The 24371-nt window shown below is 62.2% G+C and carries 33 protein-coding genes; 2 read left to right on the plus strand and 31 right to left on the minus strand.

The annotated features are described in order from the left end of the window. Positions 1–237: 237 nt before the first annotated feature. The 6 genes from IFT60_RS24955 to IFT60_RS24980 form a co-directional block, all read right to left on the minus strand. Positions 238–1944 carry a tyrosinase family protein gene (locus IFT60_RS24955; protein WP_192056814.1) on the minus strand — a complete coding sequence of 569 codons (1707 nt, stop codon included), beginning with the start codon at positions 1942–1944 and terminating at the stop codon, positions 238–240. 202 nt (positions 1945–2146) lie between these two features. Continuing rightward, entirely contained in the window at positions 2147–2971 is an 825-nt protein-coding gene (locus IFT60_RS24960; RefSeq protein ID WP_374001281.1) for a hypothetical protein, read from the minus strand. A gap of 213 nt (positions 2972–3184) precedes the next feature. Beyond that, a complete protein-coding gene (locus IFT60_RS24965; RefSeq protein WP_192056815.1) occupies positions 3185–6349 on the minus strand; it encodes an efflux RND transporter permease subunit in 3165 nt (1054 codons plus the stop codon). Beyond that, the gene (locus IFT60_RS24970) at positions 6346–7536 is read right to left on the minus strand and encodes an efflux RND transporter periplasmic adaptor subunit (protein WP_192056816.1); all 1191 of its coding nucleotides are present in this window, start codon (positions 7534–7536) and stop codon (positions 6346–6348) included. The genes IFT60_RS24965 and IFT60_RS24970 overlap by 4 nt, the downstream gene beginning before the upstream one ends. Positions 7537–7620: 84 nt before the next feature. Then, entirely contained in the window at positions 7621–8979 is a 1359-nt protein-coding gene (locus IFT60_RS24975; protein WP_192056817.1) for an ATP-binding protein, read from the minus strand. Continuing rightward, a complete protein-coding gene (locus tag IFT60_RS24980; protein WP_192056818.1) occupies positions 8976–9704 on the minus strand; it encodes a response regulator in 729 nt (242 codons plus the stop codon). The genes IFT60_RS24975 and IFT60_RS24980 overlap by 4 nt, the downstream gene beginning before the upstream one ends. On the opposite strand from IFT60_RS24980, the gene IFT60_RS26375 reads away from it, so the two are divergent. Together IFT60_RS26375 and IFT60_RS24985 are read left to right on the plus strand one after the other, a co-directional pair. Continuing rightward, the gene (locus IFT60_RS26375; protein ID WP_192088073.1) at positions 9703–9879 is read left to right on the plus strand and encodes a hypothetical protein; all 177 of its coding nucleotides are present in this window, start codon (positions 9703–9705) and stop codon (positions 9877–9879) included. The genes IFT60_RS24980 and IFT60_RS26375 overlap by 2 nt on opposite strands. A gap of 27 nt (positions 9880–9906) precedes the next feature. Continuing rightward, positions 9907–10443, plus strand: coding sequence for a Spy/CpxP family protein refolding chaperone (locus IFT60_RS24985; protein WP_192056819.1), 537 nt, complete (start codon positions 9907–9909; stop codon positions 10441–10443). Between the two features lie 229 nt (positions 10444–10672). Here IFT60_RS24985 and IFT60_RS24990 read toward each other — a convergent pair whose 3' ends face one another. The 25 genes from IFT60_RS24990 to rpsS all read right to left on the minus strand — a co-directional run bounded on the left by IFT60_RS24990 (position 10673) and on the right by rpsS (position 24364). Beyond that, positions 10673–12610: a protein-disulfide reductase DsbD gene (locus tag IFT60_RS24990; RefSeq protein WP_192056820.1), complete on the minus strand. Its 1938-nt coding sequence runs from the start codon at positions 12608–12610 to the stop codon at positions 10673–10675. Between the two features lie 114 nt (positions 12611–12724). Beyond that, positions 12725–13120, minus strand: a complete 396-nt coding sequence (gene rplQ, locus IFT60_RS24995; protein ID WP_192056821.1) for a 50S ribosomal protein L17 — start codon at positions 13118–13120, stop codon at positions 12725–12727. A gap of 122 nt (positions 13121–13242) precedes the next feature. Further along, on the minus strand, positions 13243–14220 hold the full coding sequence (locus IFT60_RS25000) for a DNA-directed RNA polymerase subunit alpha (protein ID WP_026354946.1): 978 nt from the start codon (positions 14218–14220) through the stop codon (positions 13243–13245). Positions 14221–14334: 114 nt separating this feature from the next. Next, complete coding sequence (gene rpsD / locus IFT60_RS25005; RefSeq protein ID WP_192056822.1) at positions 14335–14958, minus strand: 30S ribosomal protein S4; 624 nt, start codon at positions 14956–14958, stop codon at positions 14335–14337. 233 nt (positions 14959–15191) lie between these two features. Further along, positions 15192–15596 (minus strand): 30S ribosomal protein S11, encoded by a 405-nt coding sequence (gene rpsK / locus IFT60_RS25010; RefSeq protein WP_005663404.1) that lies wholly within the window; start codon positions 15594–15596, stop codon positions 15192–15194. Positions 15597–15610: 14 nt separating this feature from the next. After that, positions 15611–15976, minus strand: a complete 366-nt coding sequence (gene rpsM / locus IFT60_RS25015; protein WP_056337616.1) for a 30S ribosomal protein S13 — start codon at positions 15974–15976, stop codon at positions 15611–15613. A 12-nt stretch (positions 15977–15988) separates the two neighbouring features. Further along, positions 15989–16102, minus strand: coding sequence for a 50S ribosomal protein L36 (gene rpmJ, locus IFT60_RS25020; protein ID WP_005663407.1), 114 nt, complete (start codon positions 16100–16102; stop codon positions 15989–15991). 32 nt (positions 16103–16134) lie between these two features. Then, positions 16135–16353 carry a translation initiation factor IF-1 gene (gene infA, locus IFT60_RS25025; RefSeq protein ID WP_005663428.1) on the minus strand — a complete coding sequence of 73 codons (219 nt, stop codon included), beginning with the start codon at positions 16351–16353 and terminating at the stop codon, positions 16135–16137. A gap of 20 nt (positions 16354–16373) precedes the next feature. Further along, a complete protein-coding gene (gene secY, locus IFT60_RS25030) occupies positions 16374–17708 on the minus strand; it encodes a preprotein translocase subunit SecY (protein WP_192056823.1) in 1335 nt (444 codons plus the stop codon). 28 nt (positions 17709–17736) lie between these two features. Continuing rightward, positions 17737–18168, minus strand: a complete 432-nt coding sequence (rplO, locus tag IFT60_RS25035) for a 50S ribosomal protein L15 (RefSeq protein WP_159627936.1) — start codon at positions 18166–18168, stop codon at positions 17737–17739. Between the two features lie 29 nt (positions 18169–18197). Continuing rightward, positions 18198–18377, minus strand: a complete 180-nt coding sequence (gene rpmD, locus IFT60_RS25040) for a 50S ribosomal protein L30 (protein WP_056337609.1) — start codon at positions 18375–18377, stop codon at positions 18198–18200. Between the two features lie 10 nt (positions 18378–18387). Next, a complete protein-coding gene (rpsE, locus tag IFT60_RS25045) occupies positions 18388–18906 on the minus strand; it encodes a 30S ribosomal protein S5 (RefSeq protein ID WP_192056824.1) in 519 nt (172 codons plus the stop codon). 12 nt (positions 18907–18918) lie between these two features. Next, positions 18919–19281 carry a 50S ribosomal protein L18 gene (gene rplR / locus IFT60_RS25050; RefSeq protein ID WP_192056825.1) on the minus strand — a complete coding sequence of 121 codons (363 nt, stop codon included), beginning with the start codon at positions 19279–19281 and terminating at the stop codon, positions 18919–18921. Positions 19282–19293: 12 nt separating this feature from the next. Then, a complete protein-coding gene (gene rplF / locus IFT60_RS25055; protein WP_192056826.1) occupies positions 19294–19827 on the minus strand; it encodes a 50S ribosomal protein L6 in 534 nt (177 codons plus the stop codon). 10 nt (positions 19828–19837) lie between these two features. Next, positions 19838–20233, minus strand: a complete 396-nt coding sequence (rpsH, locus tag IFT60_RS25060; protein ID WP_192056827.1) for a 30S ribosomal protein S8 — start codon at positions 20231–20233, stop codon at positions 19838–19840. 14 nt (positions 20234–20247) lie between these two features. After that, entirely contained in the window at positions 20248–20553 is a 306-nt protein-coding gene (rpsN, locus tag IFT60_RS25065; protein ID WP_192056828.1) for a 30S ribosomal protein S14, read from the minus strand. A gap of 4 nt (positions 20554–20557) precedes the next feature. Continuing rightward, on the minus strand, positions 20558–21097 hold the full coding sequence (gene rplE / locus IFT60_RS25070; protein ID WP_182990708.1) for a 50S ribosomal protein L5: 540 nt from the start codon (positions 21095–21097) through the stop codon (positions 20558–20560). 3 nt (positions 21098–21100) lie between these two features. After that, the gene (gene rplX / locus IFT60_RS25075) at positions 21101–21415 is read right to left on the minus strand and encodes a 50S ribosomal protein L24 (protein ID WP_056337594.1); all 315 of its coding nucleotides are present in this window, start codon (positions 21413–21415) and stop codon (positions 21101–21103) included. Positions 21416–21424: 9 nt separating this feature from the next. After that, positions 21425–21793 carry a 50S ribosomal protein L14 gene (gene rplN, locus IFT60_RS25080; RefSeq protein ID WP_182990707.1) on the minus strand — a complete coding sequence of 123 codons (369 nt, stop codon included), beginning with the start codon at positions 21791–21793 and terminating at the stop codon, positions 21425–21427. Positions 21794–22025: 232 nt separating this feature from the next. After that, positions 22026–22298, minus strand: coding sequence for a 30S ribosomal protein S17 (gene rpsQ / locus IFT60_RS25085; protein WP_020655684.1), 273 nt, complete (start codon positions 22296–22298; stop codon positions 22026–22028). Beyond that, positions 22295–22486 (minus strand): 50S ribosomal protein L29, encoded by a 192-nt coding sequence (rpmC, locus tag IFT60_RS25090; protein WP_056337591.1) that lies wholly within the window; start codon positions 22484–22486, stop codon positions 22295–22297. The genes rpsQ and rpmC overlap by 4 nt, the downstream gene beginning before the upstream one ends. A 12-nt stretch (positions 22487–22498) precedes the next feature. After that, positions 22499–22918 carry a 50S ribosomal protein L16 gene (rplP, locus tag IFT60_RS25095; protein ID WP_056337588.1) on the minus strand — a complete coding sequence of 140 codons (420 nt, stop codon included), beginning with the start codon at positions 22916–22918 and terminating at the stop codon, positions 22499–22501. 2 nt (positions 22919–22920) lie between these two features. Continuing rightward, positions 22921–23748 (minus strand): 30S ribosomal protein S3, encoded by an 828-nt coding sequence (gene rpsC, locus IFT60_RS25100; RefSeq protein ID WP_192056829.1) that lies wholly within the window; start codon positions 23746–23748, stop codon positions 22921–22923. Positions 23749–23759: 11 nt separating this feature from the next. Continuing rightward, positions 23760–24092: a 50S ribosomal protein L22 gene (gene rplV, locus IFT60_RS25105; protein WP_181017582.1), complete on the minus strand. Its 333-nt coding sequence runs from the start codon at positions 24090–24092 to the stop codon at positions 23760–23762. Continuing rightward, a complete protein-coding gene (rpsS, locus tag IFT60_RS25110; protein ID WP_182990704.1) occupies positions 24089–24364 on the minus strand; it encodes a 30S ribosomal protein S19 in 276 nt (91 codons plus the stop codon). The genes rplV and rpsS overlap by 4 nt, the downstream gene beginning before the upstream one ends. Between the last annotated feature and the right edge of the window lie 7 nt (positions 24365–24371).

Below are 24371 nucleotides of genomic sequence, written 5' to 3' on the forward strand. Positions count from 1 at the left end.
ACGCGATCTACAGATAATAGTGCCACGCTATTGCAGTTGCACTAAGGAAGCGCACCTTTAAAGGACTGGCACTTGTGCCCACGCGGTACCACGCTTGCATGTCGAAACGTCTCGCGCTGGCCGCAACATCTGCGCACGATGTCGTTCGCATGCGTTGGGGTGTGCAGGCGCACGACCGCGTGGGCACGAGTGCCCACCCTACGGTGCGCCACTGCCGCGTGAACGAAGTTGCACCCCTCAATACACCTCGATGTTTACGGCCACCAGCTCGACCGCGCCGCCCTCCCCCATCCCGTGATGCCCCATCGCCGTATGCATCGGCACCACGCGTACCCGTATGCTGCCGTCGGCGTCGCTGCGCCCGCTGGCGCCGGATGCGCCCAGTTTTTCGCCCAGCGGCAGGGCAAAGGTCAGCGCGCCGCCGTGGCGGTGGTGGCCGAACATGACGATGGTGCCGAGGTAGAACGGACTTTTCGCATCGACCGTGGACAGGTCGTCGGGGCCGTTCAGCACCACCACGAAGGGGTCGTGCGCCATGTCCGTAAAATTGAGGGTGATGTTGGCGACCAGCGTCACTCCCGAGGACACCGCCGCCTCGATCGTCGCCGCGGGCACCGGCACCGCGGCGCTGGCCACCTTGCCGCCGCCCGTCTCGCGCTCTAGCACACGCCCCGTGAACACGCGCGGTCCGGCCGGCCGTGCGCGCGGCCGTGTGTCGGTGCGCGGCACCACCTCTTCGCCGGAACCGGGCTCGTAGTCGTAGCGGAAGGCCGCCATCGACGCGTACGCGCCGGCCGTGGTCGCCTTCACCGGCGCGCCCTGGCGGTCGACGAAGAACAGCAGCGGTTCGCGCGCCCAGCGGTAGTAATCGGTGGCTTTCTCTTGCGCCGATTTCTGGTCGTCCGGCAAGTCCGTGCGCAGTTCGACGCCGGCCGGCAAGGTCGGCAGCCCGAGGCGCTTTTGCTTGCGTTCCCACACGTCCCACAGGCGGTCCATGTTGGCGTGGTGCAGGAAAAAGATCGGGTCGACCGGCGACAGCATGTCGGTCATGAAGCCCTGCGCCTCGACGAAATTGCAGTCGCGCGAGCCGACGCAGCGGTGCACCGAATTGTGCGGCTTCGCTTCCAGGATGCCGAAGCCGGCCGAGGTGGCGTGGTTCGAACTCTTCGGGCTGGCGAAGGTCGGATAATCTGGCGCGGCCAGCGCCGCGCGAATGGTGGCGGACGAGACCGATTCGACCGTGGCGGCGTTGAACTCGGGCCGCTCGCGCCGGATTCCGCGCGCGCCGGGCTGCTCGTAGAACAGGCGGCCGGACGGGTCGGTGAGAATGTCGAACATCAGGTCCTGTTCAAAGCGCACGCCGCGCCCGAGCAACTGGCCGAATTGCGAATTGCGGCTGAAGACGCCGTTCGGCGAGGTCCAGTAACCGGCATTCGCGACGGCCGCGCGCAGGCGGTTGTCGAAGTCGCCGGCGGTGGCGATGTAGGCGCTGTGATTCGGGTTGAGCACGTCGTCGAACATGCCGTCCGGCACCTTCTGCTCGGCGGTCCAGTCCCAGTACGGCAGCGCAAACTGCGGGAAGCCGCTCAGCTCGCGGCATATCTGCTCGAACCAGCCGAGGTAGCCGCGGTGCCAGGGCAGGAACCACCAGTTGCCGTGCGGGCAGTCGAGCGTGTGGATGATGGCATGCCGGTACCAGTTGCGCGGATCTTCCGGCGGCAGCGCCAGCATCGCGCGCACCGCCTTGGCGTAGAACTTGAGCATTTGCTTGCCTGCGGGGCCCGATGCATTCGGCCGGCGATAGGTGCGCCCGGGCGGGCCGAGCGGGAGCGCTGGCGCTGCCGCCAAGCCAAGCGACACCGCGCCCGCGGCGAGCGCGGCGCCGGTGAGTTTCAAGGTGGTGCGGCGTGAAGGATTAAAGGCAGGAAAAGGATTTTTTATCATGGAAGACTCCAATGATTGCCTGCCTGTGCCCGAAGTAGGCACGATGCGGCTGGCATATGTCCCAAGCCTAGCTCGTCCTTACATGACATCCATGGGCGCACCGCAAAGGTGCACGCTTCAGCCGCGCAGCGGATGCCCGGATGTTTTCAGCAGAAAAGAAAACGGCCGCGATGGCGGCCGTTGGCGATGCGGTGAAGAATGTTCAACGTGCCGGCGGCCTGTACTCCGGGAACATTTCCTTCATCAAGAAGGCTTGCAACTCCGCCGTGTCGCGCGGCCGCGCGCTCATCGTGATGACCTTGCCCAGGCGGTGCGAATCCCATTCGAAGTCGCCGGTCTTTTCGCGGCGGATCAGCTCGATCATCTTCTTGACCACGGCGGTCTCGACGTCCGGTTCGTTGCCCTGCTCCACCGTGACCGAGGTCAGCCAGCGGCGCTTGAAATTCGGATTCCAGCCGCGGAATTTCAGGTCCATGCTGTGGAAGGTCTTGTTCGAGATCGAGAACACGCCGCCGCTTTCGTTGGCATCGTCCTGGCCGCGTTTGTTGATCGCGGCGATGTTCGCCAGCGCATTGCGGGTGCCGCGTGCCGATTCGCTTTCCTCGGTGGACGTGCTGGGGTCGGTGGCGCCACGGGCCGCGCGGCGCTTGGCGATGTATTCCGCCATGTCCATCTCGGGCGGGATTTCCTCGCGCTTGGTTTCCGGCTTCGGTTCCTCTTTGGCGACCTCGACCGGCTTCTCGTCGGGGATGGTAATGGTGTCGGGCAAGCGCTCGACGCGCGGACGCGCCGGCGCCGTGCGCGGCGTGTTCGGTTTGGTCGGGGTGCGTGTTGCCGACTTTTGCGGCGGCGGCTGTGCCGGTTTCGCCAGCGGCGCTACGTAGACGACTTCGCCGCCATCGGGCGGGCGCGCCTTTTTTTCGGGCCGTTCCGGCTGATAGAAATACAGCGCGACCAGCAGCAGGTGCAGCAGCACCGTGACGGCCAGGCCGGTGCGGTTGGTACGCCGATCGCCATAATAGGGCACGACACGATCAGGCAGGGGTTGCCCGCAATGTGCGCAGACATCGCTGGTGTTCGTGCAGGTATGGGGATCGTCACGCAAGTTCAATAGCACTTCCTGGTTCAAGGTCGGCGAAAGGCTGCCAGTGCGGAAGTCTACCCGGTTTAGATAGTCCTCGCACGGCTGCGTTTCACCGAGCTTACAGGCTTGCCATCCTGATGGATGTTACAACTTGTTTCAGGCGGCGCGCGATGGATGTTTCACTGCCGCCTGCGGCGCGTGGTGCGAAGTTGGCTGTGATTCGGGCGCCGCGTGACCGGCTTCCGCCGCGGCCACGTCGTCGTCCGTCATCGGGCCGGTGCCGCTGTACTTGTCGAGGTACAGGTAGATGACCGGGGTGATGTAGAGCGTGATCACCTGCGAGAAGATCAGGCCGCCCACCACGGCCAGGCCCAGCGGCTGGCGCAGTTCGGCGCCGGCGCCGATGCCAAGCGCGATCGGCAGCGCGCCCATCATCGCCGCCAGCGTCGTCATCAGGATCGGACGGAAGCGCAGGATACAGGCTTCGCGGATCGCTTCCTCCGGCTTCATGCCGGCATTCCTCTGGGCGTCGAGCGCGAAGTCGATCATCATGATGGCGTTCTTTTTCACGATACCGATCAGCATCAGGATACCGATCATCGCGATCAGGGTCAGGTCCATGTCGAAGATCCACAACGTCAGCAGCGCTCCCACCGCCGCCGACGGCAGGCCGGCGAGAATTGTCAACGGGTGGATATAGCTCTCGTACAGCACGCCGAGCAGCACATAGATGACGCCGATCGCGGTGATGATCAGGATCAGCTGGCTCGACTGGGTGTCCTGGAACACCGCGGCGTCGCCGCCATACTGCGTGATGACCGAGGCCGGCAGCTTCATGTCGCGGCCCATCTGTTCGATCGCGGTGGTGGCGTCGCCCAGCGGCACGTTCGGCGCCAGGTTGAATGCCAGCGTGATCGCCTGCAATTGCCCCTGGTGGTTGATGGCGATCGGACCGACGGTGCGGCGCACGTTCGCGAAACTCGACAATTTCACCAGTTCGCCCGATTTCGCGCGCACCGACACTTTCGACAGCGCATCGTCGTAATAGCGGTCGGCCTCGGCCGCTTCCAGGATCACGTAATAGCTGGCCGCGCTCGAATAGATGGTCGAGACCTGGCGCTCGCCGAAGGTGGCGTACAGCACGGTGCGTACGCTGGCCATGTCGACGCCCAGCAGCGCCGCCTTGTCGCGGTCGATGTCGAGCGTGGCCTGCAGGCCACGGTTCTGCGAGTCGCTGGTGACGTCGCGGAAGATCGGGTTGGCGCGCATGCGCTCGAGGAACTGGTCGGCCCAGCCGCCGATCTCTCCGCCGGAGACGCTCTGCAGCGAATACTGGTAGCGGCTCTTGCTCGGACGCCCGCCCAGCTGCAGGTTCTGCACCGGCGCCATGTAGACCTGCACGCCGGCGATGTTGCGCGTGGCCTTGCGCAGTTCGTCGAGCACCATCGGCATCGCCGGACGCTCCGAGCGCGGCACCAGCACCAGGAACATGCGCCCGGTATTGCCGCCGCCGGTGAACGAGGTCACGTCCTGCACGTGCTTGTTGGCGCTCATGATGTCGACCACCTTGCCCTGCAATTCCATCAGCTTGGCCGACGAGGTGTCCTCGGCCGCCTCTACCGTGACGCGCAACTGGCCTAGGTCTTCCTCGGGGAAGAAGCCCTTCGGCATGGTCGAATACAGCACGGCCGTCAACACCAGGGTGCCGAAGGCCATCATCAGCACCAGGAAGCGGTGGCGCAGCGCGCGGTCCAGACTGCGCGCGTAGCCGTTGCGCACGCTGGTGAACATCGCTTCGAAGCGGCGGCCGATCCACGACATTTCGTGTGGCTCGACGTGCCCACCGCCCTTGATCAGGCGCGAGCACAGCATCGGCACCAGGGTCAGCGACACCGCCGCCGATACCAGCACCGCCAGGCCGACCACCACCGCGAATTCGCGGAACAGCAAGCCGATCACGCCCGGCATGAAGAAGATCGGAATGAACACGGCCACCAGCGAAATCGAGATCGAAATAATGGTAAAACCCATCTCGCGCGAACCGACCAGCGCCGCATGGAAAGGTTTTTTACCCAGCTCCATGTGCCGGACGATATTTTCCAGCACCACGATGGCATCGTCGACCACCAGGCCGACCGCCAGCGTAATGCCGAGCAGCGAAATATTGTCCAGGCTATAGCCGAAGGCGTACAGCAGCGACAGCGCGCCCAGCAGCGAAATCGGCACGGTGACGGCCGGGATCAGGGTGGCGGTGAGGCGGTGCAGGAACAGGAAGATCACCAGGATGACCAGCACGACGGTGCCGGCCAGGGTCAGATTCACGTCGTGGATCGCTTCGCGGATCGAGATCGAGCGGTCGTTGACCAGGTGAATCTTGATCGAGCCCGGCAGCTGGGATTCGAATTTCGGCAACAGCGCGCGCACCGAGTCGACCACCTGCACGGTGTTCGCGTTCGGCTGGCGCTGCACCATCAGCACGATCGAGCGCTCGCCATTCAGGCTGCCCGCGGCTTTCACCGACTGGTAGCTGTCTTCGACATTCGCCACGTCCTGCAGGCGCACCGGCAAGCCGTCGCGGGTGGCGACGATCAGCTTGGCGAAATCGGCCGCGCGCATCAGCTGGGCGCCGCCCTGGATGGTCAACGTCTGGGCCGGGCCGTCGAGCACGCCCAGCGGCGCGTTCGAGTTGGCCGCGCGCAGGGCGGTTGCCAGCTCATCCATCGAAATATTGCGCGCGTTCATCAGGTCGGAACGGGCGCGCACGCGCACGGCGAAGCGCTTGCCGCCATTCACCGTCACCTGGGCGATGCCCGGCAGGGTCGAGATGGCCGGCGAAACCATGTTCTCGGCGTAATCGTTCAGCTCCGACAAGTTCATCGACGGCGAGGTCATGTGCATGAACAGGACCGGGGCGTCGGCCGGATTGATCTTGCGGTAGGACGGCAAGTCGGTCATTTCCAGCGGCAACTGGCGCTGCGCGGCCAGCAGCGCCGCCTGGACGTCCACGGCCGCCTTGTCGACGTCGATCTCGGTGGCGAATTCCAGCGTCAGCGAGGTGTTGCCCTGGGTGCTGGTGGAAGTGATGAGCTTGATGCCGGCGATGGTCGAGAACTGCTTCTCGAGCGGCAGCGCCACCGACGACGCCATCGTCTCCGGGCTGGCGCCCGGCAGGTTGGCGTTGACGTTGATGACCGGGGTGTTATAGCTGGGGAGCGCTGCGACCGGGATGTGCATGTAGGCGAGGATGCCGACCAGCACCAGGCTGATCGACAGCAGCACCACCATCACCGGGCGGCGGATACACAGTTCGGACAAATTCATGCCGCTTTATCCTTTCCCGCGGTGGCGCCCTGCGTGGCACCCTGCGCGCCCTGCCCGGCTTGTGGCTTGGCGCCGGCGATGCGCACCTTGCCGCCCGGACGCAGGTTCTGCTTGCCCTCGGTAATCACCTGCTCGGTGCCGGCCAGACCGGTCACGGCGGCGTTCAGGCCGAACGCATGCTGGCGTGCAATCGGCACCAGGCGAGCGGTGCCGTCCTTTTCCATCACATAAACGAAGGTGCCCTGGGCGTTGATGATAATCGCGTTTTGCGGAATCACCACGGCATTCGGAATCGTGCGCACGGTCACGCGCGTGTTCACGTACTGGCCTGGCCACAGCAAGCCGTCGCCGTTGCCAAATTGCGCTTTGACGCGGATGGTGCCGCTGGTCGCGTCCACCGTGTTGTCGACGAACGACAATTCACCGGTGACCGGTTTCGCGTCGCCGCCGGTGGTCGCTTCCACCGCGACCTTGCCCTGGCGCTGGGCGGCCAGCAGCGCGCCCAGGCTCGATTCCGGCAGCGTGAACGCGACGTCGATCGGGTCGAGCTGGGTGACGGTGGTAAGCGAGGTGCTCGGTTGCACCAGGCTGCCCGGATAGACGTTGATGGCGCCGACGCGGCCCGCCATCGGTGCGCGGATGGTGGTGTAGCTGGCATTGACCTGGCTGGCGCGCACGGCGGCGCTGCTGGCGGCCAGGGCGGCGCGCGCGCCTTCGACCTGGCTGCGCAAGGTGTCCACCGCGCTTTGCGCCAGGAATTTCTGCGCCACCAGATCCTGGCTGCGTTTGTATTGACGCTCGAGGTCGGCCAGGCTCGCGCGGCCGCGCGCCACTTCCGCTTCGGCCTGCGCCACGCTGGCGCGGTCGCTGCGGTCGTCCAGCGAGAACATCAGCTGGCCTGCCTTGACGAACTGGCCTTCCTTGATGTGCACCTGGCGGATCGTGCTGGTCGTCTGCGGACGCAGGTCGACGGTGCGCTGCGGCGTGACGGTGCCGTTGGCGGCGACGTCGACGCCGACGTCCTGGCGCGTCGGCGCGACCACGTTGACGGTGGTTGGCGGCTGGGCGCCGCCCGGGCCGCCCGGGCCCTTGTCGGTCTGGGCTTCGGCGCCGCGGTTCATGTACCAGGCGCCGCCGGCGCCGAGGGCCACGACAATGGCGGTCACTACGAGCGTATTCTTTTTCATTCAAGTCCCTTGCCGCGCGTATCGGCGGCTTTATCAGTCAATATTCGAGTAAGACAATCAGTATGACAGCCGCATGTGACAGTGTCATTTACCAGGATAGTATTCGGGCAGCATCAAGGTGACCTCGAGGCCGCCGTCGGGGTGGTTCGCCAGCGTGATGCTGCCGCCGTGCTGCTCGGCGATGTTGCGGGCAATCGTCAGGCCGAGGCCGGTGCCACCGGATTCGCGCGAGCGCGAGGTTTCGACGCGATAAAACGGATCGAACACCCGGATCTGCTCGGCCGCCGGAATGCCGGGGCCGGCGTCGCGCACGCGGATGCGCGCGGCGCCGTTCACGCGGTCGACCGCCACCTGCGCCTGCTGGCCGTATTTCACGGCGTTGTCGATCAGGTTGCCCAGGCAGCGGCGCAGGTCGAGCGGACGGCCCAGCAGCGCCATGCCCGAGCGCCCGGCCAGCGTGACCGCCTGGCTGGCGTCGGCGGCGTCGTCGCACACGGAATCGAGCAGCGAATCGAGGTCGAGGCATTGCATGCTCTCGGTGGTGTCCATGCTGCGCGCCAGGTCGAGCCCTTCGCGCACCATCGCCTGCATCGCCGACAGGTCGCCGATCAGGCGTTCCTGCAGCTCGTTGTCCGCCACCTTTTCCAGGCGCAGGCGCATGCGCGTGAGCGGGGTCTGCAAGTCGTGGGTGATGGCGGCCAGCATCTGCGTGCGCTGGAAGATGTACTGGCGGATGCGTGCCTGCATGGCGTTGAAGGCGGCGCTGGCCTGGCGGATTTCGCTGGCGCCGGTAAGTTCGAGCGGCGCGCGGTTGATGTCGTGGCCGAGGTCTTGCGCCGCCTGCGCCAGCTGTTTCAGGGGACGCGTGGTCATGCGCGCGACCAGGTAGGCGAGGATGGCGATACTCAGGAAAAACAGGGCGATGACGGCGCGGTAGTCGGTCTCGACCGCGTACAGCGTGCGCGGCGGCAGTACCGACAGGTGCAGCTGCGCGCCGTCGCGCAGGCGCACATTCAAATTTTCGCAGGCGCCGCGCCATTCCGTGCTGAGCAGGCCATACAGCAGCGGCACGCGCGGCCGGTGGGCGCAGGCCGGCGGCGCGTCGGCCGCCGAGGAGATCGCGTATTGCTCGCCGAGGCGTTCGGACAAGGTCTTGGCGAAATTGGTCGACAGCGGCGCCAGCGGATGGCGTGGCCCCGCTTCGAGCTGCAGGCCGGGCCGGTTGGCCACGGCCAGGTAGGCGCGCCGCGCCGGGGCCGGCACGATCTCGGTTGCCATGATGAGTTGCTCGGCGCGCTCCATCAGGGTCTGGTCGCGCTGGCGCTCGAGCACACGCTGGCGTTCGACGTCGGCCAGCCACTGGGTCAGCGCCGCCGACATCAAAATACCGAGGAGCAAAGTCGCAAAGACACGGCCCGTCATCGAGCCGAGGAAGGCTTTCACGTGGTCGGCTCCACCGTGACCTGGCCGGCCAGCACGTAGCCGCCATTGCGCACGGTCTTGATGATTTGCGGCATGCGCGCATCTTCGCCCAACTTCTGGCGCAGGCGGCTGATCTGGATGTCGATCGAGCGGTCGAACGGATCGGCGTCGCGCCCTTGCGTGAGGTTGAGCAGCTGGTCGCGGTTGAGCACGCGGTTCGGGTGTTCCAGGAACACGCGCAGCAGGCGGAATTCGGCGCCGGAGAGCATGATCACCATGCCGTCGGGATTGAGCAGGTGGCGCGCGGTGAGGTCCAGCGTCCAGCCGGAAAAGCGCATCTGCTGCACGTTCTCGGCCGGCGCATTCGACGGCATCGCATGCGAGCGGCGCAGCACGCTGCGGATGCGCGCCAGCAGTTCGCGTGGCTCGAACGGTTTCGGTAAATAGTCGTCGGCGCCCATCTCCAGGCCGAGGATGCGGTCGAGCGGCTCGTTGCGGGCCGTGAGCATGATCACCGGCAGGCTGGAGGTGGCGCGCAGCTTGCGGCACAGCGTCAGGCCGTCGTCGCCCGGCAGATTCAGGTCGAGCACGATCAGGTCGGGACGCGACTCGTCGAGGATCTTCCACATGGCGACGCCGTCGCCGGCGGCCAGCGCGCGGTAGCCGTTCGACTCGAGGTAATCGGCCAGCAACTGGCGGATGTCGCGGTCGTCGTCGACGATGAGGATGGTAGATGGATTGTCCATGGCCGCAATTATCCCTACTTACACGGGGCATGAACAGCGCATTTGTATCTGTATGTATATGAAATATCGAAGGAAACAAACTGATACAAAGATCGTGGCAGGGGACACGCTGCGCTTACATTTTCTGGCGATGATGGATCCCGTGCAGAGACAAGTGGATGCACACACCGACTGACTTTGACACCTACAAAAGGATCCTGAAATGAACACCTTTCGCAAAAACCTTGTGATCGCCCTGAGCGCCCTCGGCATCGCCGGCGCCGCCGTCGCCCAGACCGCCGCGGTGCAGCCTGCCGAGGGCCGCCACGGGCACGCCGTCAGCGTCGAACAGCGCGCCGCCATCAAAGCCGAGCGCCAGGCCAAGCGCGCCGAACGCCAGGCGCAGCACGCCGCCAAGCTGCGCGCCGAGCTGAAGATCACGGCGCAGCAGGAGCCGGCCTTCGCCGCTTACCTGGCCGCCGGCAAGCCGGCACAGCGCCCGGATGCACGCGGCGGCGAGCGCACCAGATTGGCCGCCCTGCCCGCGCCACAGCGCCTGGAGCAGCAAGTCGCGCGCCAGAAGCAGCGTACCGCACGCATGGAAGCGCGCCTGGCCGCCCTGAACAACCTGTACGCCGTGCTGACGCCGGAACAGAAGCAGGTGCTCGACAGCAAAGCAATGCGCTTCGGCGGCAAGCACCGCGGTCACGGCGGCCATCGCGGCCACCACGGCGAGCGTGGCGCCGCGCTGCAGAGCTAAACCATTTAGTTATTAAAAAAGGATGCTTCGGCATCCTTTTTTTTGACGGCTGAACCCGGTGTTGAAGCGTGAGGATAGCAATCCGTAGGGTGGACTCTCGAGTCCACGCGGTACGGCGGGTGAGCTTCGATAGCGTCAAATCCGGATATATGAAATGCCTGCCACAGCGTTGTAAATTCCCTCTCGATCGCGAACGCCGTACCGCGTGGGCTCAAGAGCCCACCCTACATTATTCGACCTTTTGTAGCGAGTTCAGGAATTTGCCGGCGTTCTGGTAACCGATCACACGGCTATCGGCGATCTCCCTGCCAGTACGATCGAAGAAAATGATCCCCGGCGGACCGAACAAACCAAAGCGTTTCAGCATCGCCTTGTCATCCGCATCGTTGGCGGTCACGTCGACCTGCAGCAGCACGGTATTGGCCAACTTGGCCTGCACCGCCGGGTCGACGAAGGTGAACTTTTCCATCTCCTTGCACGAGACGCACCAGTCGGCATAAAAATCGAGCATGGCGGTCTTGCCGCCGCTTGTTGCCAATTCCGCCAGCGCCGCGTCGAGGTCGGCTACGGTTTTCACGCGCTTGAACGTCAGCCCATGCTGCGCGTTGCCCGTCAGGTGCGCCAGCGGCGCCAACGGATCGCGGCCACCGCTGGCGACGCCGACCAGCTGCATGCCGCCCAGGATGGCGAAGGCGGCCCCGAAGGCGTAGCGCGACCAATGGCCCTTGCGGGTCAGCAGCCAGGCGCCGTAGCCGAGCAGCAGGGCCGCCCACAGGACCATTTGCACGAGCGCCGGCAGCACCGGCGCCACCAGCCACAAGGCCATGCCCAGCATCAGCACGCCGAAGAAGCGCTTGACGCCTTCCATCCAGGCGCCGGCGCGCGGCAGCAGCGAACCGGCCGAGACGCCCACCAGCAGCAGCGGGATGCTCATCCCGACAGCCATCGAAAACAGCGCGGCGCCGCCGACGAGCACGTCGCGCGTCTGGCTGATGTAGACCAGGGCCCCGGCCAGGGGCGCCGCCACGCAGGGGCCGACGATCAGGGCGGAAATCGCGCCCATGGCGAACACGCCCGCCAGCTTGCCCGAGGCCTGGCGGTTCGATGCACCGGCCAGCCTGCTTTGCAGCGCGGCCGGTACCTGCAGCTCGTAAAAGCCGAACATCGACAGCGCCATCGCCACGATCAACAAGGCGAACGCGCCCAGTACCCACGGGTTCTGCAAGGCGGCGGCCAGCCCTTCTCCGATCAGGCCGGCGGCCACGCCGAGCGCCGTGTACACGATCGCCATCCCGAGCGAGTACGTGACCGACAGCAGCAGGCCGCGCGCGCGCCTGGTCTTGCCGCCCTCGCCGACGATGATCGACGACAGGATCGGCACCATCGGCAGCACGCAAGGCGTGAACGCCAGCCCCAGACCGAGCAAGGCGAAAGCAGGCACGATGGCGAGCAGGCGGCCGCCTTGCAGGATGGCGTCGATGCTGGCCATGTCGGACGGGGCGCTGGCGGTGGCGGGTGCGGCGGTGGATTCGGCAGATGCTACCTGCGGCTCGGCGGGTGCTGCGGCGGGCTCGGGTGCCGCGGCTGCAGGCGCTGCGGACGACAGCGGCGCGGCCGGCTTGCTGGCCGGTCCTTCGCTGACGGGTGTCGAGGATAGTGCGATCGAGGACGACTGTTCAACGCCGGCACCGAACGGGATGCTCGCCTGTGCGGCACTGCCGCCAGCGGCCGTCAGGCGCGCGCTGTGTTCCTGCGGCGGGTAGCACAGGCCGGCGTCGGCGCAGCCCTGGCTGGTCGCGTTCAAGGTGAATGCAGTGCCGCTGTCGACCGGGATACGGATCGTCACCGCGCCGTGATAAGTCTCGACATCCTTCTCGAAGGTCTGGTCGTACTTCACTTTACCGGGCGGGATCTGCGGCTCGCCCAGCGTTGCGCCGGTCGCCGTGAATTTGAAGCGCTCGCGGTACATGTAGTAGCCGGGCGCGATGTCGTAGGTGACGACGGCGGTACGCTCGCCGTCCATGCGCGCCGAGAATTTGAAGGCGACGGCGGGGTCGAGGAAGTCCTGTGCGCGCCCTGGCGCGGCCAGCAGCATGGTTGCGACGAACAGCAGCGTCAGCGCGGCCAGCAGGCGCGCAGGGGCTTCACGAAAACGGGCGATGAACATGACTTCCTTTGATGAACGACGGCGCAGCGGAATGGTACACCGGCTCTGCATCGGGCGGGTATGGGCGAAAAAAAACCAGGCACAAGGCCTGGTTTTTTCCTTCGCACGAAGCGATTACTCAGCGGTCGGAGCGTCGTCGGCCGAGGTGACTTCCGGACGATCGAGCAGTTCGACATACGCCATTGGCGCGTTGTCGCCTACGCGGAAACCCATTTTCAGGATGCGCAGGTAGCCGCCGTTACGGTTGGCGTAACGTGGGCCGAGTTCAGCGAACAGCTTCTGCACCATTTCGCGGTCGCGCAGGCGGGCGAATGCCAGGCGCTTGTTGGCCAGCGTGTCGGTCTTGCCCAGGGTCAGGATCGGTTCGATGACGCGACGCAGTTCCTTGGCTTTTGGCACGGTGGTCTTGATGGCTTCATGACGCAGCAGCGAGACGGTCATGTTGCGCAGCATGGCGAGACGGTGGGACGAGGTACGGTTCAGCTTACGGAGGCCGTGACGGTGACGCATGGTACTTCCTTTCGAGGTTTTTAATTCCAGTTCTTCGATCGTTCATGCTTGTGCATGACCGCGGACCGGTTCATAAGGGTTGAACTATCCGGACGATCGTGTCCGGATAGGGTGCTACAAAATTACTTCTCCAGACCGGCTGGTGGCCAGTTCTCGAGCTTCATGCCCAGGGTCAAACCGCGCGAAGCCAAGACTTCCTTGATTTCGTTGAGCGACTTGCGGCCCAGGTTCGGCGTCTTCAGCAGTTCGTTTTCCGAACGCTGGATCAGGTCGCCGATGTAGTAGATGTTTTCTGCTTTCAGGCAGTTGGCCGAACGGACGGTCAGTTCCAGGTCGTCGACCGGACGCAGCAGGATCGGATCGACCAGCGGCGCACGCGATGGTGCTTCGGCGGCGGCTTCCGTGCCTTCCAGCGCGGCGAACACGTTCAGCTGGTCGACCAGCACGCGGGCCGACTGGCGAATCGCCTCTTCCGGGGTGATGACGCCATTGGTCTCGATGTTGATGATCAGCTTGTCCAGGTCGGTACGCTGTTCGACGCGAGCCGATTCCACTGCGTACGACACGCGGCGCACTGGCGAGAACGATGCGTCCAGGATGATGCGGCCGATCGTCTTGTTCGTGTCTTCCGACAGGCGACGGACGTTACCCGGCACGTAACCACGGCCCTTTTCGACCTTGATCTGCATGTCCAGCTTGCCACCGGCGGTCAGGTGAGCGATCACGTGATCCGGGTTGATCAGTTCCACGTCATGCGGCAGATCGATGTCCGATGCCAGCACGGCGCCTTCGCCTTCCTTTTTCAGGGTCAGGGTCACGGAGTCACGGTTGTGCACCTTGAACACGACACCTTTCAGGTTCAGCAGCAGGTCGACGACGTCTTCCTGCACGCCGTCAAGCGACGAGTACTCGTGCACGACACCGGCGATAGTGACTTCGGTCGGCGCGTAGCCGATCATCGACGACAGCAGGACGCGGCGCAGTGCGTTGCCCAGCGTGTGGCCATAGCCACGTTCAAACGGCTCCATCACGACTTTGGCGTGACCGGCGCCGAGTGCTTCGACGTCGATGATACGTGGCTTCAACAAACTATTTTGCATGAAATGTCCTTTTCAATACCCTCGGCTCGTTACACCGATAAGGCTGATGACTTTGAATTCTGGGAAGTGCAAACGCCCGCTCGGTGAGGAGCGGGCGTGAATACCGACTAACGATTAACGCGAGTACAGTTCGACGATCAGTGCTTCGTTGACGTCTGCAGCAATCTCGTTACGCTCTGGGAACGAACGGAAGGTGCCTTCCATCTTCTTCGAGTCGACCGACACCCAGCTCGGCATGCCGATCTGTTCTGCCAGCGACAGCGCTTCGACAATACGCACTTGCTTCTTCGCCTTTTCGCGCACAGCGATGACGTCGCCGGTCTTGACGGCGTACGACGCGATGTTGACAACGTTACCGTTGACGGTGAACGCCTTGTGGCTCACCAGCTGACGCGCTTCAGCGCGGGTCGAGCCGAAGCCCATGCGGTAGGTGACGTTGTCCAGGCGCGATTCCAGCAGCTTCAGCAGGGTTTCGCCGGTGTTGCCCTTGCGGCGCGACGCTTCTGCGAAGTAGCGGCGGAACTGGCGCTCGAGGATGCCGTACATGCGCTTGACCTTTTGCTTTTCGCGCAGCTGGTTGCCGTAGTCCGAGGTGCGGGCACCCGACTTGACGCCGTGCTGGCCTGGCTTGACGTCCAGTTTGCACTTCGAATCGAGCGAGCGGCGTGCGCTCTTGAGGAACAGGTCGGTGCCTTCACGGCGCGACAGTTTTGCTTTTGGTCCGATATAACGTGCCACGTTGAATCCTTTGATGTATTAATCACGCCCCAGAGGCATCGTGATCGATGCGGCAGGCGCTAGTCCGACCCATTGATGAGCGGACGTGGCTGAAAAGATGTCCTGCACGAGGTACAGGACGACAACAGCCGGGCAGTATACCCGAATTCGGGCCACTGCACCGGCTTTTGCTACTGCTTACTGCTTAAGCGGTGTACCGAAAACAACTGGGCAGCAGAACTGCCCGGCTGAATTTAGATACGACGACGCTTTGGTGGACGGCAGCCGTTGTGCGGCACTGGCGTCACGTCCTGGATCTCGGTGATCTTGATACCCAGGTTGTTCAGTGCGCGGACAGCCGATTCACGGCCTGGGCCTGGGCCCTTGATGCGCACTTCCAGGTTCTTCACGCCGCTCTCTTGGGCGACCTTGCCGGCTGCTTCAGCAGCGACCTGAGCCGCGAACGGAGTCGATTTACGCGAGCCTTTGAAGCCTGCGCCACCCGATGTCGCCCACGACAGGGCATTGCCCTGGCGGTCGGTGATCGTGATGATGGTGTTGTTGAACGAAGCGTGGACGTGGGCGATGCCCTCAGCCACGTTCTTCTTCACTTTTTTACGTACGCGCGCTGCTGCTGCGCTGCTTTGTTGCTTGGCCATGGTCGGTTCCTAGATTATTTCTTCAACGATTGAGCGGCCTTGCGCGGACCTTTGCGGGTACGTGCATTGGTGCGGGTACGCTGACCGCGCACTGGCAGACCCTTACGGTGACGCATGCCGCGGTAGCAACCCAGATCCATCAGACGCTTGATGTTCATGGACAGTTCGCGGCGCAGGTCGCCTTCCACGACAAACTTCGCGACTTCGTCACGCAGCTTCTCGAGTTCGTTGTCGTCCAGGTCCTTGACCTTCTTGTTGGTCGCGATACCAGTCGCGTCGCAGATTTTCTGCGAACGTGGACGGCCAACACCGTAGATCGCCGTCAGGCCGATAACAGTGTGCTGATGATTTGGGATGTTAACCCCTGCAATACGTGCCATTCGTTATTCCTCTTAACCTTGACGCTGCTTGTGACGCGGCTCGACGCAGATCACGCGGACCACGCCCTTGCGCTTGATGATCTTGCAGTTGCGGCAGATCCGCTTGACTGAAGCATTAACTTTCATTTTGTACTCCTGGTGAGTTTACTGAATATTTTTTACTTGGTGCGGAATACGATGCGCGCCCGGGACAAGTCGTACGGCGTCAACTCGACCGTTACCTTGTCTCCCGGGAGGATGCGGATATAGTTCATCCGCATTTTACCCGAGATATGCCCCAGGACCACATGCCCGTTTTCCAGCTTTACGCGAAATGTCGCATTTGGGAGATTCTCGAGAATCTCACCTTGCATTTGGATGACGTCGTCTTTTGCCATTCGGTCTCATCACTCCCCGCTTATCGCGTCGGAATTCCGCCCTTGAAATTCGCCTTGCGCAGCAGCGATTCATATTGCTGCGACATGACGTAGTTCTGCACTTGTGCCATGAAGTCCATCGTCACCACCACGATGATCAGGAGCGACGTGCCGCCGAAGTAGAAAGGAACTTTCCACACCGATTGCAGGAACTCCGGCACCAGGCACACGGCGGTGATGTACACCGCACCAGCCAGGGTCAGGCGCATCAGGATCTTGTCGATGTAGCGAGCGGTCTGGTCGCCAGGACGGATGCCTGGCACAAACGCGCCGCTTTTCTTCAAGTTGTCCGCCGTTTCCTTGCTGTTGAATACCAGCGCGGTATAGAAGAAGCAGAAGAACACGATCGCCACCGCATACAGCAGCGCGTGGATCGGTTCACCGGTCGTCAGCGAGGCTGCCAGGTCTTTCAGGAACCCGATGAACGGGCCGCTGGAGTCCTTGCCCCGCGTGTACCAGTCAACGATCGTCGCCGGGAACAGGATGATCGAGGACGCGAAGATCGGAGGAATCACGCCGGCCATGTTCAGCTTCAGTGGCAGGTGGCTGGTTTGGCCGCCGTACACTTTATTGCCGACTTGACGTTTGGCGTAGTTCACCAGGATCTTGCGCTGCCCACGTTCCACGAACACGACAATGTACGTAACCAGAGCCACCAGGATGACGATGAAGATCGCGGCAAAGCTTGGGATCGAACCGTTCGAGACGAGAGTGAACAAGCCACCCAGTGCCGACGGCAGACCGGCAGCGATACCGGCAAAAATGATGATCGAGATACCGTTGCCGAGGCCACGCTCGGTGATCTGCTCGCCCAGCCACATGAGGAACATGGTGCCGGTCAGGAGCGTCACGACCGTAACGAAGCGGAAGCCCATGCCAGGATCGAGAACGAGGCCCGGCTGGGCTTCGAGCGCGACGGCGATGCCGAACGCCTGGAACAACGCCAGTGCCACCGTGAAGTAACGGGTGTACTGGGTGATCTTGCGGCGCCCTGCTTCGCCTTCCTTCTTCAGCGCTTCCAGCTGCGGCGAGACGATCGACCCCAGCTGCATGATGATCGAAGCCGAAATATAGGGCATGATCCCGAGAGCGAACACGGTAAAGCGGGACAACGCGCCACCCGAGAACATGTTGAACATGCCCAGGATGCCGCCTTCGTTCTGCTTGAACAGCGACGCCAACGCAATCGGGTCAATCCCGGGGACCGGGATATGGGCACCGATGCGGTACACGACCAACGCGCCAAGCAAAAACCACAACCGACCCCAGGGGAAGCCGGCAGCGGCGCTTTTACCAAGTTGTGAATTAGTCGCCAATTTTTGCTCCGATCAGGCAGCGATCGCTTTAAGCGACCGAACCGCCAGCTGCTTCGATGGCCGCTTTCGCGCCCGCGGTCGCCTTCAGGCCCTTGAGGTTCACCGCCTTGGTGATCTCGCCCGACAGGATCACGCGCACGTCGCGCGCCACCACCGGCAGGATGCCCGCTTGCTTCAGCACCAGGATGTCGACGTCGCCGACGGCCAGGTTGTTCAGGTCCGACAGACGCACTTCAGCCTTGAACGTTGCGTTCAGCGACTTGAAGCCACGCTTTGGCAGACGACGCTGCAGAGGCATCTGACCGCCTTCGAAGCCGACTTTGTGGAAACCGCCCGAACGCGACTTCTGACCCTTGTGACCGCGACCGGCGGTCTTGCCCAGGCCGGAGCCGATACCGCGGCCGACGCGACGCTTGTAGTGCTTGGCGCCGTCAGCTGGTTGAATGGTATTCAATTCCATTGTTTTCTCCGTTAGGTAAGCCCGAAGGCTTACCCGACTACTTTAACGAGGTACGAGACTTTGTTGATCATGCCACGCACCGACGGGGTGTCCTGCAACTCGGAAACCGAGTTGACGCGGCGCAGACCCAGACCACGCACCGTAGCGCGGTGATCTTGACGGGTGCCGATCAGGCCCTTGACCAGTTGTACTTTGATGGTGTTTGCCATTGTCTTCACCTTAGCCCAGGATGTCTTCGACCGACTTGCCACGCTTGGCGGCGATGTCGGAGGCGGTGCTCATCTTCGACAGACCGTCGAGGGTTGCACGCACCAGGTTGTACGGGTTCGACGAACCGGTCGACTTGGCGACCACGTCGGTCACGCCCATCACTTCGAAGATAGCGCGCATTGCGCCACCAGCGATGACGCCGGTACCAGGCTTGGCTGGCGACATCATCACTTTCGAGGCGCCGTGGCGGCCGGTGACGGTGTGGTGCAGCGTACCGTTCTTGAGGGGCACCTTGATCAGGTTGCGGCGGGCTTCTTCCATCGCTTTTTGCACGCCGACTGGAACTTCCTTCGACTTGCCTTTACCCATGCCGATGCGGCCATCGCCGTCACCGACAACGGTCAGCGCTGCAAAACCCATGATACGACCACCCTTGACCACTTTGGTCACGCGGTTGATCGCGATCATTTTTTCGCGCATGCCATCATCCGGCTTGTCGCTTGCCATTTTCGCTTGCATTTTTGCCATGACGATTCTTCCTTAGAACTTCAGACCGGCTTCACGCGCGGCTTCCGCCAGCGCCTTCACACGACCGTGGTAACGGAAACCGGAGCGGTCGAATGCCACTTCGGTGATCCCTGCTTGCAGTGCTTTCTCTGCGACACGCTTGCCAACCAGTGCAGCAGCTGCGGCGTTGCCGCCCTTGCCGCTCTGGCCTGCCAGTTCGGCGCGCACATCTGCTTCCAGCGTCGAAGCCGAAACCAGGACCTTCGCATCCGGGCTGATCAGGTTCGCATAGATGTGCAGGTTGGTGCGGTGAACCGACAGACGGTTCACGCCCAGCTGCGCGATCTTGATGCGGGTTTGGCGTCCGCGACGCAGACGCGATTCTTTCTTGTCCATCGTCAGCTCCGATTATTTCTTCTTGGTTTCTTTAAGCTTTACCACTTCGTCCGAATAACGGACGCCCTTGCCCTTGTAAGGCTCAGGGGAGCGGTAAGCGCGCACTTCAGCGGCGACCTGGCCAACCTTTTGACGATCGATACCCTTGATCAGGATTTCGGTCGGGGTTGGGGTCACGGCCGTGACGCCTTCCGGCATCGCGTGCAGCACCGGGTGCGAGAAGCCCAGGGACAGGTTCAGGGCGTTGCCCTGCACTGCTGCCTTGTAGCCCACGCCGACCAGGTTCAGCTTCTTCTCGAAGCCCTTGGTCACGCCGGTCACCATGTTGTTGACCAGTGCACGCAGGGTGCCCGACATCGCGTTCGATTCACGCGAATCGTCCACCACGTCGAACGACAGCGTGCCGTTGTTGTTTTCTACCTTGACCAGGCCGTTCAGCGGCTGGGTCAGGGTGCCCAGTGGGCCTTTGACCGTGATCGCGGCCGCAGTGATCGCCACTTCGGCGCCAGCTGGGACTGCGATTGGCATCTTAGCTACTCGAGACATCGTCTACTCCTTAAGCTACGTAGCAGATAACTTCGCCGCCGACGCCGGTGGCGCGGGCTTTGCGGTCAGTCATCACGCCTTGTGGGGTGGAGACAATCGCCACGCCCAGGCCGTTCATGACGGTCGGGATCTCGTCTTTGCCTTTGTAGACACGCAGGCCAGGACGGGAAACGCGCTCGATGCGCTCGATAACCGGACGGCCGGTGTAATACTTCAAACCGATTTTGAGTTCCGACTTGCCACCTTCGGTGGACACGGCGAAATCCTCAATGTAACCCTCGTCCTTCAGGACGTTGGCAATGGCAACCTTGACTTTCGACGACGGCATTGCGACCGTGGTCTTTTGAACAGTTTGTGCGTTGCGAATGCGGGTCAGCATATCGGCGATAGGATCGCTCATACTCATTGCTTATTCTCCTATTACCAGCTGGCTTTGGTCATACCCGGAATTTCGCCCTTCATGGCGAATTCGCGGAGTTTGGTACGGGCGAGGCCGAATTTACGGAACGTGCCACGTGGACGGCCGGTGATGGCGCAGCGGTTACGCTGGCGGGTCGGCGCCGAATTACGTGGCAGGGTCTGCAGTTTCAGACGCGCTTCGTAACGCTCTTCTTCGGTCTTCGACTGGTCGTCGATGATTGCTTTCAGAGCTGCACGCTTTGCGGCGAATTTCTCCACCAGGTCTGCACGCTTCTGTTCGCGGTTAATCAGTGCAAGTTTTGCCATGCTCTTAGTTCCTGAACGGGAATTTGAAGGCGGCGAGCAGCGCTTTGGCTTCGTCGTCGGTCTTAGCGGTGGTGGTGATCGAGATGTTCATGCCACGCAGCGCGTCGATCTTGTCGTAATCGATTTCAGGGAAGATGATCTGTTCCTTGACACCGATGTTGTAGTTGCCACGACCATCGAACGATTTGCCGTTCACGCCACGGAAGTCACGCACGCGCGGCAGGGCCACGGTGATGAAACGATCCAGGAACTCGTACATACGGGCGCCGCGCAGGGTCACCATCGTACCGATCGGGTAGCCTTCACGGATCTTGAAACCCGCGATTGCCTTGCGCGACTTGGTGGTCACTGGCTTCTGGCCGGCGATCTTGGTCAGGTCGCCCACAGCGTGCTCGAGCACTTTCTTGTCGGCGATCGCTTCACCAACACCCATGTTCAGGGTGATCTTGGTCAGGCGCGGCACTTCCATCACCGACTTGTAGCCGAATTTCTCGGTCAGGTCAGCGACGACTTTGTCTTTGTAGAATTGTTGGAGACGGGCCATTTCTTACACCTTCACTTCTTCGCCGGAAGACTTGTAGACGCGGACTTTCTTGCCGTCCTGGTCTTTGAAGCCTACGCGGTCAGCCTTGCCGGTCGCGGCGTTGAACAGCGCGACGTTGGAGACGTGAATCGGCATCGTCTTGTCGACGATACCACCTTGGACGCCGGTCATCGGGTTTGGCTTGACGGCCTTCTTGGCAACGTTCACGCCTTCGACGATGACGTGCTCGGCGTCGACGCGACGCGAAACCACGCCACGCTTGCCTTTGTCTTTACCAGCCAAAACGATGACTTCGTCGTTTTTACGAATCTTATCCATTGCGACTCCTTACAGTACTTCAGGTGCCAGGGACACGATCTTCATGAACTTTTCAGTGCGCAGTTCGCGGGTCACTGGTCCGAAGATACGGGTGCCGATCGGTTCCAGCTTGGCGTTGAGCAGCACTGCGGCATTGCCGTCGAACTTCACCAGGGAGCCGTCTTGGCGGCGCACACCTTTAGCGGTACGCACAACCACAGCGTTATAAATTTCACCTTTTTTGACACGGCCACGTGGCGCAGCAACCTTGATGGTCACCTTGATGATGTCGCCAATGCTCGCATAACGGCGCTTGGAGCCGCCCAACACCTTGATGCACAAAACTTCTTTTGCACCCGTGTTGTCGGCTACTTCGAGCCGGCTTTCAGTTTGAATCATAGTATTTTCTTTCCCAACTTAAGCCGAAGAAATCCCACGGTAAACCGTAGGCCTGCGGTCAGTCTTGGTCCCGCCGTGACGCCCCTGCTGGAGCATTACGATTGGGTGATTGGACTTTCCAATTGCTTCGTACAGGCCGCAGTTACCGAGGGGGACAAACTGCGGCAACACATGAACGAAGCCCGCTAGTATCTCAGATACCAGCGGGCCACGCAAGACTAATTTTTACTGCTTACAGTACCTGTGCAACCTGCACAACACGCGTAACAGTCCAAGCTTTCGTCTTCGAGATCGGACGACCTTCCGCGATCTCGACCGTGTCGCCGGTCTTGGCCTGGTTGGTCTCGTCGTGCGCGTGATACTTGTTCGAGCGCACGATGATCTTGCCGTACAGCGGGTGCTTCACGTGACGCTCGATCAGGACGGTTACCGTCTTGTCCATTTTGTCGGACACGACCTTGCCGACCAGCGTACGCTTCAGCGCCGTTTTAGTGGTGTCGTTCATTTGGCTTCCTTCGAGTTCATCACAGTCTTCACACGCGCGATGTCGCGACGTACTTTCTTGAGCTGCGCGGTGTTGCCCAGCTGCTGGGTAGCGATTTGCATGCGCAGGCCAAACTGGGCCTTCAGCAGCTCACTCAGCTCCTTTTGCAGCGCTTCCTGGTCCTTGCCGCGGAGTTCCGATGCTTTCATATTCAACTCCTGTTATTGGCCGACTTGACGAACCACGAACGTGGTTGCCAGTGGCAGTTTGGCAGCGGCCAGGCGGAATGCTTCGCGCGCCAGTTCTTCACCGACGCCATCCATCTCATACAGGACTTTGCCTGGCTGGATTTCGGCGACGTAGTATTCCGGATTACCTTTACCGTTACCCATACGGACTTCGGCCGGCTTGTTCGAAATCGGCTTGTCCGGGAAGATACGGATCCAGATACGACCGCCACGCTTGATGTGACGGGTCATGGCGCGACGTGCCGCTTCGATCTGGCGTGCGGTGATACGGCCGCGGGCAACTGCCTTCAGACCGAATTCGCCGAACGAGACCGCGGTGCCGCGGGTGTGCGAAATGCCGGTGTTACGGCCTTTCTGCTCTTTACGATACTTCCTGCGCGATGGTTGCAGCATGCTTATTCTCCTGCTTTCTCAGCTGGTGCAGCAGCGGCCGGGGTCGCCAGCTTGACGGCTGGACGCGCACGCACGGTTGGCGCTGCAGCTGGGCGGGCGCCGCCAGCTGGACGTGGGCCGCGCGATGGCTTGCCATCGTCACGACGTGGGCCGCGTGGCTTCTTCTCGTCCGGCGGGGTGTCGATGACCGGGGCTTCGCCGGTGACCGAACGGTCGCCCTTGTAGACCCAGACCTTGACGCCGATGATGCCGTACGTGGTCGATGCTTCGCTGGTGCCGTAGTCGATATCGGCGCGCAGGGTGTGCAGAGGCACACGGCCTTCGCGGTACCATTCGGTACGTGCGATTTCGATGCCGTTCAGACGGCCCGACGACATGATCTTGATGCCGACGGCACCCAGACGCATGGCGTTTTGCATGGCGCGCTTCATCGCGCGGCGGAACATGATGCGCTTTTCGAGCTGTTGCGAGATCGAATCGGCGATCAGCTGCGAATCGATTTCCGGCTTGCGGATCTCTTCGATATTGACGTGCACGGGCACGCCCATGATCTTCGTCAGCGACGACTTCAGCACTTCGATGTCTTCGCCTTTTTTACCGATCACGACACCTGGACGCGACGAGTAGATGGTGAAGCGCGCGTTCTTGGCTGGACGCTCGATGACGATGCGGCCGACCGAAGCGTTCTTCAGCTTCTTTTTCAGGAAAGCGCGTGCTGCCAGATCTTCTTGCAGCATTTCGGCGAAGTTGCCGTTGCCGGCGTACCAGCGCGACGCCCAGTTACGGGTGACGGACAGGCGGAAGCCTGTTGGGTGAATCTTCTGTCCCATCGTGTGACTCCTTAGTTACCGACAGTCACGTAGATGTGACAGGATTGTTTCGAAATGCGATCGCCGCGGCCTTTGGCACGTGCCGTAAAGCGCTTCAGGATCGGGCCTTTTTCAACGTAGATCTCGACGACTTTCAGCTCGTCGATATCGGCGCCGTCATTGTGTTCTGCATTGGCGATGGCCGATTCCAGAACCTTCTTGATGATGGTGGCGCCCTTCTTTGGGCTGAACTGCAGAATGTTGAGTGCTGCGTCAACTTTCTTGCCGCGGATCAGGTCAGCCACGAGGCGGCCTTTCTGGTCCGACAGGCGTACGCCTTTGAGGATAGCTTTAGTTTCCATTATTTTTTCGCCTTCTTGTCAGCGGCGTGGCCCTTGAACGTACGGGTCAGCGCGAATTCGCCGAGCTTGTGGCCAACCATGTTCTCGGAGACGTACACCGGCACGTGCAGCTTGCCGTTGTGAACTGCGATCGTCAGACCGATGAAGTCAGGCGTGATCGTCGAGCGGCGCGACCAGGTTTTAACTGGCTTTTTGTCTTTGTTCGCTTGCGCGGTTTCGACTTTTTTCACCAGGTGGGCGTCAACGAACGGCCCTTTTTTCAATGAACGAGTCATTTTTTAT

This window comes from Massilia sp. CFBP 13721, assembly GCF_014842025.1.
Lineage (GTDB): Bacteria > Pseudomonadota > Gammaproteobacteria > Burkholderiales > Burkholderiaceae_D > Telluria.

What these genes read in the sequence shown, in the direction of transcription:
- IFT60_RS24970 (WP_192056816.1), bottom strand. Translation starts at nt 7,536, where the DNA reads ATGAAAAAGAATACGCTCGTAGTGACCGCCATTGTCGTGGCCCTCGGC.
- rpmD (WP_056337609.1), bottom strand. Translation starts at nt 18,377, where the DNA reads ATGGCAAACACCATCAAAGTACAACTGGTCAAGGGCCTGATCGGCACC.
- IFT60_RS24965 (WP_192056815.1), bottom strand. Translation starts at nt 6,349, where the DNA reads ATGAATTTGTCCGAACTGTGTATCCGCCGCCCGGTGATGGTGGTGCTG.
- IFT60_RS26375 (WP_192088073.1), top strand. Translation starts at nt 9,703, where the DNA reads ATGGCCGCAATTATCCCTACTTACACGGGGCATGAACAGCGCATTTGT.
- rpsS (WP_182990704.1), bottom strand. Translation starts at nt 24,364, where the DNA reads ATGACTCGTTCATTGAAAAAAGGGCCGTTCGTTGACGCCCACCTGGTG.
- infA (WP_005663428.1), bottom strand. Translation starts at nt 16,353, where the DNA reads ATGGCAAAAGACGACGTCATCCAAATGCAAGGTGAGATTCTCGAGAAT.
- rpsE (WP_192056824.1), bottom strand. Translation starts at nt 18,906, where the DNA reads ATGGCAAAAATGCAAGCGAAAATGGCAAGCGACAAGCCGGATGATGGC.
- rplO (WP_159627936.1), bottom strand. Translation starts at nt 18,168, where the DNA reads ATGGAATTGAATACCATTCAACCAGCTGACGGCGCCAAGCACTACAAG.
- rplR (WP_192056825.1), bottom strand. Translation starts at nt 19,281, where the DNA reads ATGGACAAGAAAGAATCGCGTCTGCGTCGCGGACGCCAAACCCGCATC.
- rplE (WP_182990708.1), bottom strand. Translation starts at nt 21,097, where the DNA reads ATGGCCCGTCTCCAACAATTCTACAAAGACAAAGTCGTCGCTGACCTG.
- rpsC (WP_192056829.1), bottom strand. Translation starts at nt 23,748, where the DNA reads ATGGGACAGAAGATTCACCCAACAGGCTTCCGCCTGTCCGTCACCCGT.
- IFT60_RS24955 (WP_192056814.1), bottom strand. Translation starts at nt 1,944, where the DNA reads ATGATAAAAAATCCTTTTCCTGCCTTTAATCCTTCACGCCGCACCACC.
- rplF (WP_192056826.1), bottom strand. Translation starts at nt 19,827, where the DNA reads ATGTCTCGAGTAGCTAAGATGCCAATCGCAGTCCCAGCTGGCGCCGAA.
- IFT60_RS24990 (WP_192056820.1), bottom strand. Translation starts at nt 12,610, where the DNA reads ATGTTCATCGCCCGTTTTCGTGAAGCCCCTGCGCGCCTGCTGGCCGCG.
- rpmJ (WP_005663407.1), bottom strand. Translation starts at nt 16,102, where the DNA reads ATGAAAGTTAATGCTTCAGTCAAGCGGATCTGCCGCAACTGCAAGATC.
- IFT60_RS24985 (WP_192056819.1), top strand. Translation starts at nt 9,907, where the DNA reads ATGAACACCTTTCGCAAAAACCTTGTGATCGCCCTGAGCGCCCTCGGC.
- rplP (WP_056337588.1), bottom strand. Translation starts at nt 22,918, where the DNA reads ATGCTGCAACCATCGCGCAGGAAGTATCGTAAAGAGCAGAAAGGCCGT.
- rpsQ (WP_020655684.1), bottom strand. Translation starts at nt 22,298, where the DNA reads ATGAACGACACCACTAAAACGGCGCTGAAGCGTACGCTGGTCGGCAAG.
- rpmC (WP_056337591.1), bottom strand. Translation starts at nt 22,486, where the DNA reads ATGAAAGCATCGGAACTCCGCGGCAAGGACCAGGAAGCGCTGCAAAAG.
- IFT60_RS24980 (WP_192056818.1), bottom strand. Translation starts at nt 9,704, where the DNA reads ATGGACAATCCATCTACCATCCTCATCGTCGACGACGACCGCGACATC.
- rpsK (WP_005663404.1), bottom strand. Translation starts at nt 15,596, where the DNA reads ATGGCCAAGCAACAAAGCAGCGCAGCAGCAGCGCGCGTACGTAAAAAA.
- rplN (WP_182990707.1), bottom strand. Translation starts at nt 21,793, where the DNA reads ATGATTCAAACTGAAAGCCGGCTCGAAGTAGCCGACAACACGGGTGCA.
- rplX (WP_056337594.1), bottom strand. Translation starts at nt 21,415, where the DNA reads ATGGATAAGATTCGTAAAAACGACGAAGTCATCGTTTTGGCTGGTAAA.
- rpsH (WP_192056827.1), bottom strand. Translation starts at nt 20,233, where the DNA reads ATGAGTATGAGCGATCCTATCGCCGATATGCTGACCCGCATTCGCAAC.
- IFT60_RS25000 (WP_026354946.1), bottom strand. Translation starts at nt 14,220, where the DNA reads ATGCAAAATAGTTTGTTGAAGCCACGTATCATCGACGTCGAAGCACTC.
- rpsN (WP_192056828.1), bottom strand. Translation starts at nt 20,553, where the DNA reads ATGGCAAAACTTGCACTGATTAACCGCGAACAGAAGCGTGCAGACCTG.
- rplQ (WP_192056821.1), bottom strand. Translation starts at nt 13,120, where the DNA reads ATGCGTCACCGTCACGGCCTCCGTAAGCTGAACCGTACCTCGTCCCAC.
- rpsM (WP_056337616.1), bottom strand. Translation starts at nt 15,976, where the DNA reads ATGGCACGTATTGCAGGGGTTAACATCCCAAATCATCAGCACACTGTT.